This window comes from Epilithonimonas caeni DSM 17710 (assembly GCF_000426465.1).
GTDB classification, from domain to species: Bacteria; Bacteroidota; Bacteroidia; order Flavobacteriales; family Weeksellaceae; genus Epilithonimonas; species Epilithonimonas caeni.
Genome location: NZ_AUFK01000001.1, coordinates 14,335 through 29,764 on the forward strand (window position 1 = coordinate 14,335; position 15,430 = coordinate 29,764).

The following is a 15,430-nucleotide window of genomic DNA, read 5'->3' on the forward strand; positions in this document are numbered from 1 at the left end:
ATCAAAATCAAATGATACTACTCCTTTTCAATTGCAACCACAACCACCACCAACTTTTCCGGCATTTGCTCCGGAAGAACCTTCCCGATATGACTGGAAACTCAGCTCTGTTCTTTCAACTGTTCTGTTTCCCAATGCCATCTCGGCATCGTTCAGTTTATTTTTTTCGTATTCTTTTACGGTTGTGCAAGATTGTACAGAGACAACGATCGCAAAAAAACATACCGTTATTTTAATTTTATTATTTCTTTTCATTTTAAATTGATGTTTTGAGATGAATAAATCTTATTATGATCATCGATGATCACGCATTCTAAATGATTGATTTGATCAACCATGTTCAGCGCCGCATCTATTCCCATGATGCTTACAGGAGTTGCCATTGCATCGGCAATTTCCGCATTCGGACAAAAAACAGTGACACTTTTCACGCCCGAAACCGGCATTCCTGTCTTTGGATTGATGGTGTGGGAGTATTTTTTACCGTTGATCACGACAAATTTTTCATAATTTCCGGAAGTCGCAACCGCCATATCTGTAATATTCATATAAGAAAATGGCTGTTTCGAGTGGTCCGGATCCGCAATCCCGATAGTCCAAGGTTTTCCGTTGGCTTGATTTCCCCAAGTCGTTAAATCTCCGGAAGCATTCACAATCCCTGAAACAACGCCTCTTTGCCGAAGAAGCCTTTTCGCCATTTCTGCGGCGTAACCCTTACCGATACCTCCGAAACCAATGCGCATTCCTTGTTCTTTCAGAAATACAGTTTGGTTTGCCGGATCCAGAATAATGTTCTGATAATTAACCAATTTCAAATGGTCCTTGATCAATTCCGGATCTGGAAGTTGCTGCATATCACGGTCGAAATTCCAAAAACTTTTATCGATACTCCCATAAGAAATATCAAAGTATCCATCGGTGACCTTACTGATCCTGATGCTTCTTTCAATTAAATCAAAAATTTCCGCATTTACTTTTACAGGCTGTATCCCTGCACTTCGGTTGATGAGATTGGTTTGACTTTCATCATTAAAGGTTGTTAAAAGTCTTTCTATTCTGCGTATCTCGTCAATCGCAGCATCGATGTGACGATTTGCAGATGTTTCGTCTCTATCCACAACGGTAATTTCAAAAGCATTCCCCATTAATTTTTTAGGTCTTTTGAACTCTCTCAACATATATGTTTACGGTTTTTGAGTTTCCTTGATATCTCTGATCTCTTTGCTAAATGCCAAAGCATCACCGGGAATAAGACCTTCCCAGGTTTTGAGAACCTTCCCTTCAGCATTTAATAAAATCGTGTATGGAAAAATTCCCTTTTGGTTGTACTGATCGGCAAGCGAGGCATTTTCTTTTTTGAGTTCGGCAGAAAGCTGATTTTTTTTACTTCTCGGAAAATCCGCATTGAGATATACAATGATATTTTCGGTTTCCAGCCTCCTAAAATCCTCAGTCTCGATAATGTTTTTATGAAGCTTGATGCACGGAATGCACCAGTCTGAACCAGAAAAGTTAAGCAGAATAAGTTCGTTATTCTCTAATGCTGTTTTTTTTGCTGCTTCCCACTTGTTTTGAGCATGGGAAATGACAGAAAACACAACCAAAAACAGGGTTGAAAATATTGTTTTCATAGAATTTAAATGAAATTTTGTTTAACGGGATGCAGTTTTTAAATTACAAAAAACTGTTTTGAAGATAAGTTATGAAAACAAAATTCTTGGAGGCTCCCAGACCGAGCCAGCGAATCCCTTATAGCAAAAGTCTTCATCTTTGGATGGGATTTTATGTGATCGGGATTCTTTGAAGTTATTGTTCTTAGATTCAAAAATAAATCCTGAACTAAGAGTAAAAAGCAAGGTCAAAGTATTAGAATGGACAATGAACGGAAGTTTTCGGTCCTTACCATAATCGCCATCTTTTGCAGGATGATCGTAATGTGTTTTAAGAAAAGCGACCAAAGGCATTTCCGGATTGAGCGCCTTATGCTCAAAATAATGCTCAACTAAAACAGGAATTTTTAAAAGCTGATATAACTCGGTTGTAGAAACCAAATATAAAGTAAGAAACACTATGGAAATCAACTTTTTCACCATTCAAATTTAAACAATGTTTTGTTAAGAACGGTTTTAAATAAGTTTCTATAGATCATCAGCTTTACAAAACATAATACAATTCCAAAAAGAAATCAGGTCTTACCAGGATCAATTCCGGTTTTTTAAAAGTATCCATCCCGTCACAGTCCTATCAGGCAAGGCCATGATATACCAATAACTTGCTGTTGGCAAACTTCTTCCATTAAATTTTCCGTCCCATATAAAACTTTCTGTACTTTGCTGTTCATAGACCAGAACTCCGTTTCTATCATATATTTTGAGATTGGAAGGTACATTTTTAAAAACATCCAGATTACTAAAAGACCATCTGTCGTTTATATTATCGTCATTCGGTGTTATTACATTTATAATTTTTACGGACAAACCATCTTTGCTATCACCCAGGCATTCAGAATCTTCATACCTGACATAAAAAGTAACACGACCCGGAGGCAAGTTTTCAAAAACATTGGAGTCTTGCCAGTTCATACCATCAATAGAATAAACAATTTTCCTACTTCCGGTAGCAATCACCTGATAAGAAGTAAAAGACAGTCCGACCAACTGTGTGATAACAGGAAGCTCATAAGGCTTCACCTCAAAATAGTCTGTATGACTGCAAGTATTACCACTCTGAATGGTAAGCGAGTAAATCCCTTCTGCCTTTATACCGTCTATATATTTTTCTTTTGATATGATTTCTCCGGCAGGGTTTTTCCAGATGTATTCTCTAGGATCCAGAAAGGATAGATCCGGTTCTATTCTGATTCCCACACCAGGACAAAAATAGTAGTCTTCCAGCTCAAATACAGGTGCTTTTTTCAAATGGATGTTGATCTTGACCAATGCGGGACAAGATCCAGAGCCAGCCTCCTCAACCTTCACAAAAATGACAGGCGGATGTAAGCGATTATCATATTGATAAGCCGAAGGTGTCGTTATCTTATTAGTGTCCGCATTGAGGTCTTTCAATGTCGGATAATAGGAATAGATAGCTGTTGGTTTATATATCTGATCTTGAAATTGGGTAATATCGATCGTTTCTTTTCCATCATTGGCATCATCACACTGTTCAAGCGTAAAAGTATCATTATCGACAGAAAGTGCTGTGCCCAATATGAAATCTATTGTCGAAGGTAAAGTGAAACATCCCGCGATGTTTTCTACAAGAACATAGATCCTGCTTGGAAAAGGTTTATGCGAAAATCTTTCTGGATTTTGAATCGGCCTATCTGCAGCGACATCAGCCAATGTAAGATAAAACCTAAAATTATTCTCCGGATCTGTCTCGCTCACCATATTTTCTGTAAATTCCGGCAATAGTAAATTAACTTCAGGAGTTCCGTCTATATTACTATCGCAAACCTTAATGGTAGACGGAATCGCTTTTGGCGGGAAATAGGTTTTTAAAACAATTGGTGCGACGGAAAAACATTGCGAATTCTTTGACTGGAACCTTGCCCAATACGTAACGGTATTATAATAGGTCGTTTGAAGGTTGTTTATTTTCAAAACACCTTCGTTTGCATCTTCTTGGGTTGCATGGTAAGTAACTTCTATATCAGTAATCACGTCTGCATTTTGTGATGGCAGATACATTTTTTCTATGGCGTCATTCAGATCGTATGTTTCGCCATAATCATAGCCTTTATCACATTTTGAAATAATCCCGGATTGAAGAATGACAGCGGGAAGAAAACTAAAATCAAGTTCAATCTTTGCCACGGCGAAACAAGCCCCTTTGGCGACCCTTACATATACATCAGTATCTTTACTTATCCTGAAAGCTTTCGGGTCTGCTATTCTATTCCCTAATACACCCGTATTAGAATTATAACTTTGGTAGTAGGTATAATTAAATTGCTCAGCTCCTGAATATATTTCTTTTTGAAATTGTGTCAGATCTACCGGTTCGGAGCCATCATTGTTATTATCACACATCAGCCCAAGATCTACAGCTAAAAGGTCTTTTGTAAGAATTGGACTCGCCACAAGTTTAAGTGAAACCGGATAAACCCTGAAACAGTTACCATTATCTGCAACCATGTCTAATCGGACATATATGACAGCAGGTCCGCTAGAATTGTCAAGCTGATAAGTTGTTATAGCGCCAGTATTTGCATTTGCCGATGCAGAATCCGGAAAATAGCTGACCTTTACAGGCTGACCTGCAGCAACAGCACTATTCAAGCTGCTTAAAATAACGTTCTCGACTCCATCATTCTTAAAATCACAAATATTCTGGTTTGATGCAGTAAAAGGATTTCGGAGTTCTATTGTAATTTTCTTGACTGTAAAACAACCATCAGCATTTTCGAAACGAACGAAATAAGTATATACCACCAAATTACCATCCTTTGTGAGAATTTGATTTGGCGGGACAGATGCAGACTCATTTGGGATCGTGGCATCAGCCTGGGTCACATAAAAACTTACCTTTGTGATTTTGGACATGGGCGTAATAAGCATCTCAGGATAAAGTGTATTCAGGTCCACCGCAAAATCTTCCTTACCATCAAAACAGTATAGTTTTTTGATATCAGTAGCTTCTATCTTCTCGAGGAAGGTAATGTTCATATTTATAATTCCGATTGTGTAGCAACCACTTTGATTGGTCACTCTTGCATAGACAGTATATCTCCCTCCTTTTATATTGCTTATTCCGGCACCACCTTGTTCTGCCGCTGAAAGTGTGTTGTAGTATCTAACATTTACTGTGGGATCTGTTGTGATCAAGGGCGTGACCATAGTATTCCAATTGAAAAGTTCCGTATTATCTGCATTATTATCACATAATGTATAACTAAAACTTACAGGGCTGTTTATCACTGGTGCACTTCCTCCGCTTTGGCTATACGTCACATCAATATCATCGCTCATCGTGAAACTTTTCGTACAGACCAAATAATCAAGGGTCACAGTGTATTTCTCGTTTTTAGTCGGGCAGGCATCGATTGTGGCTGTATTCCCGACAATTTGACCAGATGAGTTTTTCCAAACTATATTGGGTTGCACCTCAGCACCCTCAGGTCTAAATTTCCAACTCTCGTTGCCGGATTGCCATACAACAGCATTTCGTCCGGATGGAGACAACCCGTTAGTCCCTTCTGCATTCATTATACCAATAAGCGATTCTTTGAATTTTGCAGTTCCACAAGGCAGAGGTTTATTTTCTACGATAACTTCTATCTCATTCGAAAACTCAGAGAGTACGATTTGAGAGGTCGAAGTTTCTGTACAACCGGTAATTCTCGCCTTGTAAAAACTAACGATAAATTTTCTACACGGTGCGGTTCCCGTAACTGTATAATAGATATCTCCCTCACCTGTTTTGGAAAAGATCAGATCTTGCATTACACCAAATATGGAATTTTTTGGTAGAAGGGTGCTCGGATTAGCTTCGAGGATATTCGGGTTACTGGCTAAGCCTGCTTGTTTTGTATCAAAAGTGATAAATCCATTTGTACTGATCACCAGCTTGTCATATGTTTCGCCATAAAAACAAAAATTAAATGGCAGAGGAATGATATCTGAGAAAGCATCGTCGCTGTCCGCATTCAGAGGTGTTCCTTGGTTGAAAGGAATAGCTGGAGCATAGTTCTGTGGCTCGACTTGATATGAAGTGGTAAGAAATGTTGTGGGGATATTATTAACCGTTAATCCTATACATGCACCAGCTCCGCAACTCAGTTGTGTTGATGTATTGCCAAAAATATCAGTAGCAGTAACATTAGAACAGGTTTGCGAATAAAGAAATTGACTATAGATCAACGTGATCAGTACTATTAAATTTCTCATATCCGAAGATTTAATTGATTAGCAACCCAACAAACACCACAGTCATAATTATAAAATATTCAAATATTCGCATTAATATTTAAATATAAATACACAAATCGTATTTATTTTTATACAGATATTATACCATAGTAGTTCTTGGCGCTGTCAATCCTAGAATATCTAGAAATACTTACCCAATAAAATGTTTAAAGAAATTATACAAAAGATTATAAATCATTCAAAGCCAGGCTAGAAATTCTGATATAGTTATCACATACAAATCTGTATGAGGAAGAATGAAAAATGAATCATAAACAATCTTGTGCATTATAATGATTTCAGGTTTTGAAGATTCTGTTTTCTAAATTCAGGTGGTATAGTTTGGATTCTGATTTATCATTTTGCGACATAAACAAGGAGATCCCGTTTAAAAGAAAATATAATTCCGAATATAATGTATGAATTTTAACTGTTACCTCAAAGATCTTTTTGTAAGATATTGTAAGATCGATTGCATACTGTCATACTAATATGGCACATACAATTATTTTCAAATAAAAAAGGACAGGGACTTAAAAGCTCCTGCCCGTTTTTCTACCAAAACCCTTAAAACATATGTACTATTTCTCGAATTTTGATGAGATCATTATGAAAACTGAGTGTTATTAAGGATCTAATAACTTTCTCACGGTTTTTTTCTCGTAGTTTATTTCTATTCAAAGATGGTTGATTATTTAGGTAAAAAGGCTACATATTTCTAAAATAGACTTACATAAATCACACTTTTTACAAATCCTCTAAGTTTTTCAAGCGTTTTTGCTTCAGTTGTTTATAAAATGATGGAGAAAGTCCTGTTATTTTTTTAAATTGGTTTGAAAGATGCGCAACGCTGCTGTAATTGAGTTTATAAGAGATCTCGGTAAGATTGAGCTCATCATACAGAAGCAGTTCTTTTACCTTTTCCACCTTATTGATAATTATAAAATGCTGTAAGGTCATGCCCTTCACTTCGGAGAATGTATTGGCAAGGTAAGTGTAATCGTAGCCGAGCTTTTCACTGATATAATCCGAAAAATTTTCTTTCGGAAGAGATTCGGAATAATGGACCATTTCCGTGACCGCGTTTTTTATTTTCTCGATCAGAATGTTCTTTTTGTCATCCAACAATTCAAGTCCGGTTTTGAGAAGATTTTCTTTTAACAACTTTCGCTGTTCATTGGTGACATCATCCAATATTTCCACCAAACCAAGGTCTACCAGCGCATTATTGATGCCCAGTTTTTCCAGTTCCTGATGAACGACTATTTTGCAGCGTAGACTTACCATATATTTTATATACAACTTCATGACCCTGTACTGTATTTAGGCCCGTCAATCAAAATATTGACAGCCACTCTTCCAAAGTTAGTCCTTTAAATTTTAATAACTATGATTTATGTAACAATTTGAAAGACTATTACAAAGCTTTCTTTTTTTAATAGATGACCTTTACATATAATAGAAATATTTTAAAATGTCAAAAGAAAAGGATACAAAGAAAAAAACAGATAAAACACCGCCGGCAAAATCACTAAAAGAGAAACGGGAAGACAAACAAAACAAAAGTCGCAACGCAACAACCTAAATGGTAGAGATAAAAAAAGAAGGGATCATACTCAGAAAAACCGAGCTGAGTTTTGAAAACGAAGGGGTTTTGAATCCAGCAATCATTAAGGAGAATGGCAAAATACATTTGTTTTACCGTGCTGTTGCAAAAGGCAATTTTTCAACTGTCGGACATTGTGTATTGTCAGATCCGCTTACAGTAGAAAAACGGTCAGATTCACCAATCATTGTTCCTGAATCCGAGTATGAAAAACACGGCGTAGAAGACCCCCGAATTGTTAAAATAGATGACCAATTTTACCTTACTTATACGAGTTACGACGGCATCAATGCACTAGGAACATTAACAACCTCCAAAGACCTCAGGTCATGGAAGAATAAAGGAATTATTGTTCCGAAGATCCCTTATGAAGAGTTTAAGAACTTATCAGAATCAGAGGGTTCAATACCCGAAAAATATAAACGATACAATCAGTTCCAGATCAGTCATATAAACAGCTATCCTATTTTTTTATGGGACAAAAATTTGATCTTTTTCCCAAGAAAAATAAACGACAAATTTTATTTTCTTCACAGAATAAGACCTGAAATCCAGATCGCAAGTACAAAAAATATCGAAGACCTGAATTCTGATTTCTGGCAGGATTACTTTTTACATTTTAAAGACCATATTCTCTTATCACCAAAATATGATCACGAATCAAGTTATATCGGAGGCGGATGTCCACCAATAGAAACAGAATACGGCTGGCTGATAATCTACCACGGTGTCTACGATACCGTTAACGGATATATTTACAACGCCTGTGCAGCTTTATTGGACCTCGAAAATCCGGAAAAAGAAACTTCCAGGCTTCCTTATCCGCTTTTCAGACCGGAAGAAGAATGGGAACTGAAAGGTGAAGTCAACAATGTCTGTTTCCCGACAGGAACCATTATAGAAAATGACAGACTATATATCTATTATGGAGCCGCAGACGAAAGGATTGCTGTTGCATCACTCAGTATTTCAAAGTTATTGAAAGAGCTGATGATGTACGCCGTATAACGGTGATCCGTTAAGAATTATCCGATTAAAATAAAAGTAAATATGAGCAAAAATATTAATTCAGATGTGGAGGACAAAGCCCAAAAATACAAAGCCCAAAAATACAAAACCAACAACAAAACCGAGATCATCTTTGTAAGTACTTTTCCTCCTAAGGTATGTGGAATTGCAACTTACACTCAGGATCTCATAAAATCCCTTCATTCGAAATTCGGAGAATCATTCAAAGCAATTATTTGTCCGATGGAAACGGAAGAAGAAAATTATGAATACCAAGAATATACCGAGTATAAATTAAACATCTCAGATGCCGTTTCCTATCTGGAATTAGCCGCGAAGATCAATAAAAATGATGCGATCGAGCTGGTGATGCTCCAGCATGAATTCGGCTTTTTCAATGAAACCAGAAATGGTCTGTATCTTTTTCTCAAGAACTTAAAAAAGGATGTTATTATCACTTTTCACACCGTTTTGCCAAAGCCTGATAAGGAGCTGAAGGAAAAAGTGAAAGAAATCGCCGATTTTGCGAGATCTCTCGTTGTAATGACAAGTATTTCTGCAGACATTCTTTCAAGTGATTATGAAATCTCCCCCGATAAAATTACGGTAATACCTCACGGAACGCACCTTCTCCCTTTTACAGACAAAATTGCACTGAAGGAAAAATATGATCTTAAAGACAAAAAGGTCCTTTCAACATTTGGTCTATTAGGTCCCGGAAAAAATATTGAAACCACACTGAAGGCCTTGCCGGAGATCATCGCTAAAAACCCTGATGTTATTTTTCTAATTCTTGGCAAAACACACCCTGCAATAGTAAGGCACGAAGGCGAGAAATATCGTTATTTTTTGGAAGATCTCACGTGTAAACTTCATCTGGAAAACAACATCCGCTTTATCAATGATTATCTGCCCCTTCCAGAATTACTGGAATATCTTCAGCTTACCGATGTTTATCTTTTCACGTCAAAAGACAGAAACCAGGCAGTGAGCGGAACATTTTCATATGCAATCAGCAGCGGGTGCGCCATTGTTTCTACTCCGATCCCACATGCTTTGGAAGTTTTAAAGGAAGACACCGGAATTATTATTGATTTTGAAGCTCCAGAACAGTTGTCTGTTGCGGTAAACACATTATTAGAAAATGAAAGCATACGGGAGGAGCTGCGTCAGAAATCATTGGAAAAAATGGCCTCGACAGCTTGGGAAAATTCATCTATTTTACACGCTTTGCTATTTCAGGAATTTGGAAATAATAAAACAGAACTCAATTATAATCTACCGGAAATCAATCTTGACCATATCCAAAATATGACGACAGACTTCGGGATGATCCAGTTTTCAAAGATCAGCAAGCCGGATATCAATTCAGGTTACACACTGGATGATAATGCACGGGCGATGATCGCTATTTGCAGGCATTTTCAGATCAATGAAAAAAAATCAGATCTGCAGTTGATCTCAATTTATTTAAACTTTATCAAATTTTGCCAACAAAAAGACGGCAGTTTTTTGAATTATGTTGATGACCATAAACAGTTCACTCAGCAGAATTATGAGACCAATCTGGATGATTCCAATGGCAGAGCGATATGGGCTCTAGGCTATCTGATCTCATTAAAAGAAATTTTACCTCAGGAATTTTCTGAGACGGCAGAAAAAATCATCCAAAAAAATCTTATCCGCGCGGAAAAGATCCACTCAACAAGAGCAATGGCTTTTATTGTAAAAGGATTGCATTACCAAAACTCGGGGAAAAACCTTCCATTATTAAAAGAATTAGCGGATCGTTTGGTGAAAATGTATCAACACGAAGCAAAAGACGATTGGCATTGGTTTGAGAGTTATATGACCTACGGAAACAGCTTAATACCGGAAGCCTTACTCTGTGCGTGGATTTCAACTAAAGATGGGATTTACAAACAAATTGCTGAGGAGTCTTTCCAGTTTTTACTGTCCAAAATTATGGTTGGCAGCAATATAAAAGTAGTCTCAAACAAAGGCTGGCTGCAAAAAGAAAACACTGAAAACGATCTTCCAATTGGCGGAGAACAGCCTATTGATGTTGCTTATACAATTTTGGCACTAGAAAGATTCCATACAGTTATCAATGATAAAAGATATTTAGAAATGATGAGGAATTCATTCGATTGGTTTCTGGGAAAAAATCATTTGGATCAGATCGTTTATAACCCCGCAACGGGAGGTTGCTATGATGGGATCGAAGAGAAAAATGTAAACCTTAACCAAGGTGCAGAATCTACAGTCAGTTATCTGATGGCAAGGCTTTGCTTTGATAAATAACTTTAAAAAACAATCAAAAAACATATAAAAAAACAGACGACGCTTAGCGAGATAACCAGCTACAATAGTTCTTCCGGTACAGAAATATTGTTGCTTTTTATAAAATCAAGGAGACCATTATATTTGGCTTCATAATCATGACCACTTCCACCACACTGATGAGAGATACTACAAATGTCTGAAGGCTTTATATTTAAAATCGCCGACACTTTGGTAAGAATATCAAGATTGATCTTAACTTTGGAATTTTCAATATCCGAATAGGATTTTTGGGAAATCCCCATTTCAAAAGCCATATACTCCTGAGTATAATCCTTATCCCTTCTTATTTTTCTGATGTTTTCGCCACACAGTCTCATTTGATTAGGTTTTAGTAGGTTTCAGTATAATTTAGAAGTAAATCCATTAGCACTACACAAAGTTACAAAATACCTTTGTCAAAACATAAAAACTGTACTATGATATTTATTTCTATAGCCAATGTCCTTGCAAAAGCATTTGTATGAAATAAGATCATCCTCTATTCAAAGCGTAATTATGGTGACACAAAAATTTCATTATGACAACAATATTGTCAGAGCATTTCTCTATGCAACTATTACATTTGGAATCATTGGTTTTATTCTGGGACTTACAGCTGCATTAATGCTTTTTTATCCTGAATTGCCAGAATTTTTATTCGGCACGGATGATACCACTATCCAAAGTTTAAGAAGCGGTAATATTCAAGGATTGATCAATTCCCAAGGTGCGATGGGTTTTGGCAGGATCAGAATGTTGCATACCAGCGCCGTTATCTTTGCATTTGTCTGTAATTCTTTTTTCTGCGGTGCTTATTATAGTATGCAGCGACTTTTGAAGACCAGAATGTATAGCGATACACTTTCCTGGATCCATTTCTGGACCTGGCAACTTATGATCATTGCCGTAGTTATCACGTTTTTGATGGGAATCAACACTTCTAAAGAATACGCCGAGCATGAATGGCCAATTGACATTCTAATAACCTTCTCATGGGTCATTTTCGGAATCAATATGTTCGGAACGATCATAAAACGGAGAGTACGACATCTGTACGTTGCCCTCTGGTTCTATATCGGAACCTGGATAGCCGTTGCAATGCTTCACATCTTCAATAATCTGGAAGTTCCATTATCTTTCACAGGATGGAAGTCATATTCCGCTTACGCTGGGGTCAAAGATGCTCTGGTACAATGGTGGTATGGTCATAATGCCGTTGCGTTTGTATTGACCACCCCGGTTTTAGGGCTGATGTACTACTTCCTGCCAAAGGCTGCAAACCGTCCTGTATTTTCTTATAAATTATCGATTATCCATTTTTGGTCTTTGATCTTTGTTTATCTATGGGCTGGGCCACATCATCTTCAGTACACCGCTTTGCCGGCTTGGGCTCAGGCAGTGGGAACAGGATTTTCTATTATGCTGATCGCCCCATCGTGGGGAGGAATGCTGAACGGGCTCTTGACCTTGAGGGGCGCTTGGGACAAAGTAAGAGAAGAACCTATTCTCAAATTCTTTGTAGTCGCCGTTACTTGTTATGGTATGGCAACTTTCGAAGGTCCACTTCTGGCAACTAAATCTTTGAATAAAATAGGTCATTATACAGACTGGGTGATTGGTCACGTTCACCTAGGTGCACTTGGCTGGAACGGCTTTATGGCATTCGGTGTTGTTTATTATTTGGTTCCAGCCATGTGGAAAACCGAGATCTGGTCTAAAAAACTTGCCAACTGGCATTTCTGGCTGGGAACTTTAGGAATTATTTTCTACGCTGTGCCGATGTATCTTGCAGGATTCACTCAGGGATTAATGTGGAAACAATTCAATCCAGATGGGACATTGGTTTACAAAAACTGGCTGGATACCGTTACCGCTATTCTACCCTATTTCAAAATGAGATTTTTAGGCGGACTATTCTATCTTGGTGGTGCCATTTTAATGGTCATCAATGTTTATAAAACCATTAGAATTGGTTCGTTTCAAAAGAATGTACCAGCAGAAGCTCCTGCATTAGCCAATGTCAGCAAGTCCAGAAGACAAGGTGAAGGAATTCATCTTTGGCTTGAAAGAACACCTCATTTATTATCAATTCTAGCATTTGTAGCGATTGCGATCGGCGGAATAGTTGAAATTGTCCCAACCCTTACCCTTCAAGGCAATGTACCGCAGATATCAGCAGTAAAACCATATTCGCCTCTTGAATTGGAAGGCCGGGATCTCTATATACGCGAGGGCTGCAACTCCTGCCACTCTCAGATGATCAGACCTTTCCGTGATGAGGTGATGCGTTTTGATGGTAAAAACGGGCAGTATTCGAAGGCTGGAGAATTTGTCTATGACAGACCGTTTTTATGGGGATCTAAAAGGACGGGGCCTGATCTGCATCGTGAAGGTCAAAGGAATCCAGACTCCTGGCATTTCAAACATATGTATAATCCAAGAATTACTTCAGCAGGATCTATTATGCCACGCTTCCCTTGGTTGATAACCAATAAACTGGACCGTTCCAAAATGGTAGATAAATTAAAATTGATGAAAAATAATTTTGACATCCCATACACAAAGACTGAAATAGATTCTGCTGATCAGTGGGCAGATAATCAATCCAAGGCGATCGTTAAGAGGATCTTTTCTGAAGCCGCCGATTTGAAAGATCAAACGGAACAAGAGAAGAAGGCAAAAGGAGATGCCTTTATCCCATTGGAACAGAGAGAGATCATCGCTTTGATAGCTTATCTGCAAAGATTGGGAACCGACATCAAAACAACAGAGGTAAAAACTGCAAGTATAAAGTAATTAATCCTGAAATTTTTGACCGACATGAAAACGAGAACTCCAATATCGGTATACATTACCGTAGCTGTCATTTCCATTTTTATAGCTTTCGAGATGTCCGGCGATCCGGGCTATCTGAAGACTCCACTTTTCTGGGGAATCCTTGTGATCATTTCTATCCTTTTGTTGATCATGGATTCTATAGGAGATCTGGTGGAGAACGCCAATTTCCAACTTTTAACCGACGACGAAAAGAAGGAATACTTAAAAGAAAAATCGATACCCTATTTTCAGAAACTCTGGAACTCGGCTTTCAAAAAACAATCGGCGAAAGAAGAGGAAGAGATCCTTATCGACCATGGTTTCGATGGGATCACAGAATTGGATAATGCATTACCAAAATGGTGGCTTGGCCTGTTTTATTTTACGATCATATCCTGTGCTATATATTTGTTTGCCTTTGCATTTACAGATTATGCTCATCCAGATAAAGAATACCAGGATGAAACCAAACTTCAGCTTGCTTCAATTAAAGACTATGAAAAATTAGCACCTGCAGTAACCATGGAGACAGCAAGGTACAACGCAGAAAACATTACCGAAGGCGAGCAGATATTCAAGACCAACTGCGTGTCATGCCATTCAGAATCCGGAAGAGGTGGAATAGGCCCGAATCTTACTGATAACAAATGGATCAATATCAAACAAAAAAGTCTTTTCAAAAATGTTTTCTGGATGCTTGAAAACGGCTCACCCAATAATCCTACGATGCGACCATTCATTAAAGAAGGAATCATTACAGGAAGAGATGCTGAGAAAGTAGCGGCCTACATTTATCACATTAATCAGGAAAAATCCCCAATCACAGAAGCTCAAGGCGGTGCTGCGCCACAAGGTGAAGAGGCACATTGGGTAGAATAATTAAAGCTAGTGAATATTGATTTTCCCATCAATCGAAGGCGCAGAAATTGTTATATTGACCATTCTGCACAGGCCCATAATCTATACCATTGGTCTCGGTATATTGATGATATTTTGATGTAGTTAATTTTTTCCAAATTCTTTTTTGATTGGATTGTTCTGCAGAATCTGCCCATTCACAGAAGAAAGATATCCTGACAATCTGATATTGTATAAAATCTTCCCATGAAATTTATCAGGATCCATAAAACCGAATAACTTATATTAATAAACCAAGTAGTAATTATTTGCCAAACTTACTTTCCAGATACTCTTTGACAACGTCCAAAAATTCTTGCTTTGTCATATACTTATCTAAAAATTCTTCTAATGTCCCTTCATTTTCAATCTCCTGAAAATAAACCTCGTGGTCTGTACTGTAAACAATGGGATTCGACTGGTTTGGATCCGTTGAGCAAACAAAAAAATGGTCAGGAAATCCATAAGAATAAAATATGCAGATAAAATCCATTTCTGTTCCTTGCACGATCGCCTTGACATCGTTTTCCTCAACCAAACCATCAAATTCGCCAAAGTCTTTTGAGCCAGGTTTGAAGGGTGTAAATAACCAGTTTTTGTAAAAATCCTGTCCATAAAAGAATTCGTGCTCAGAAAAGTAATGTTCTAACAAATCTTGATAAAACTTTTTCTCATTGGTTTGATAGAGATTTATATTAGCTTCATAAAATTTATCTATGCCATAGACATCCCACTCTTTATCATATAAATAGTGTGTAAATTTCACACTTTGCCAGTTTTCTACAAAACTTCTATCTTCATTCACATCATCGGTATTTCCTCCCAATGAATTAAGTTTGTTTAATATATTTTGATTCATTTCAGT

12 protein-coding genes are annotated in these 15,430 nt (G+C 37.5%); 4 read left to right on the top strand and 8 right to left on the bottom strand.

The features are described from left to right. Positions 1-27 precede the first annotated feature (27 nt). The 6 genes from K319_RS0100075 to K319_RS0100100 all read right to left on the bottom strand — a co-directional run bounded on the left by K319_RS0100075 (position 28) and on the right by K319_RS0100100 (position 7,199). A complete protein-coding gene (locus K319_RS0100075; RefSeq protein ID WP_027381774.1) occupies positions 28-255 on the bottom strand; it encodes a DUF4266 domain-containing protein in 228 nt (75 codons plus the stop codon). Further along, positions 252-1,178 (bottom strand): FAD:protein FMN transferase, encoded by a 927-nt coding sequence (locus tag K319_RS0100080; RefSeq protein ID WP_027381775.1) that lies wholly within the window; start codon positions 1,176-1,178, stop codon positions 252-254. Before K319_RS0100080 ends, K319_RS0100075 begins: the two co-directional genes overlap by 4 nt. 6 nt (positions 1,179-1,184) lie before the next feature. Beyond that, a complete protein-coding gene (locus K319_RS0100085) occupies positions 1,185-1,631 on the bottom strand; it encodes a thioredoxin family protein (protein WP_027381776.1) in 447 nt (148 codons plus the stop codon). Between the two features lie 69 nt (positions 1,632-1,700). After that, on the bottom strand, positions 1,701-2,090 hold the full coding sequence (locus tag K319_RS0100090) for a hypothetical protein (protein ID WP_027381777.1): 390 nt from the start codon (positions 2,088-2,090) through the stop codon (positions 1,701-1,703). A gap of 111 nt (positions 2,091-2,201) precedes the next feature. After that, entirely contained in the window at positions 2,202-5,891 is a 3,690-nt protein-coding gene (locus K319_RS0100095; RefSeq protein ID WP_027381778.1) for a T9SS type B sorting domain-containing protein, read from the bottom strand. Between the two features lie 768 nt (positions 5,892-6,659). After that, positions 6,660-7,199 carry a helix-turn-helix domain-containing protein gene (locus K319_RS0100100; protein WP_027381779.1) on the bottom strand — a complete coding sequence of 180 codons (540 nt, stop codon included), beginning with the start codon at positions 7,197-7,199 and terminating at the stop codon, positions 6,660-6,662. A gap of 298 nt (positions 7,200-7,497) precedes the next feature. On the opposite strand from K319_RS0100100, the gene K319_RS0100110 reads away from it, so the two are divergent. Together K319_RS0100110 and K319_RS0100115 are read left to right on the top strand one after the other, a co-directional pair. Then, positions 7,498-8,526: a glycoside hydrolase family 130 protein gene (locus K319_RS0100110; RefSeq protein WP_027381780.1), complete on the top strand. Its 1,029-nt coding sequence runs from the start codon at positions 7,498-7,500 to the stop codon at positions 8,524-8,526. 42 nt (positions 8,527-8,568) lie between these two features. Then, positions 8,569-10,830: a glycosyltransferase gene (locus K319_RS0100115; protein ID WP_084403362.1), complete on the top strand. Its 2,262-nt coding sequence runs from the start codon at positions 8,569-8,571 to the stop codon at positions 10,828-10,830. Positions 10,831-10,889: 59 nt separating this feature from the next. On the opposite strand, the gene K319_RS0100120 is transcribed toward K319_RS0100115, so the two are convergent. Next, positions 10,890-11,189, bottom strand: a complete 300-nt coding sequence (locus K319_RS0100120; protein ID WP_027381782.1) for a helix-turn-helix domain-containing protein — start codon at positions 11,187-11,189, stop codon at positions 10,890-10,892. Between the two features lie 178 nt (positions 11,190-11,367). On the opposite strand from K319_RS0100120, the gene ccoN reads away from it, so the two are divergent. Both ccoN and K319_RS0100130 read left to right on the top strand, forming a co-directional pair. Next, on the top strand, positions 11,368-13,647 hold the full coding sequence (gene ccoN / locus K319_RS0100125; protein WP_027381783.1) for a cytochrome-c oxidase, cbb3-type subunit I: 2,280 nt from the start codon (positions 11,368-11,370) through the stop codon (positions 13,645-13,647). 24 nt (positions 13,648-13,671) lie between these two features. Continuing rightward, positions 13,672-14,547, top strand: a complete 876-nt coding sequence (locus tag K319_RS0100130; RefSeq protein WP_027381784.1) for a cytochrome c — start codon at positions 13,672-13,674, stop codon at positions 14,545-14,547. 283 nt (positions 14,548-14,830) lie between these two features. Here the strand turns inward: K319_RS0100130 and K319_RS0100140 are convergent, their stop codons facing one another. After that, positions 14,831-15,424 (bottom strand): hypothetical protein, encoded by a 594-nt coding sequence (locus tag K319_RS0100140; RefSeq protein WP_156907010.1) that lies wholly within the window; start codon positions 15,422-15,424, stop codon positions 14,831-14,833. Between the last annotated feature and the right edge of the window lie 6 nt (positions 15,425-15,430).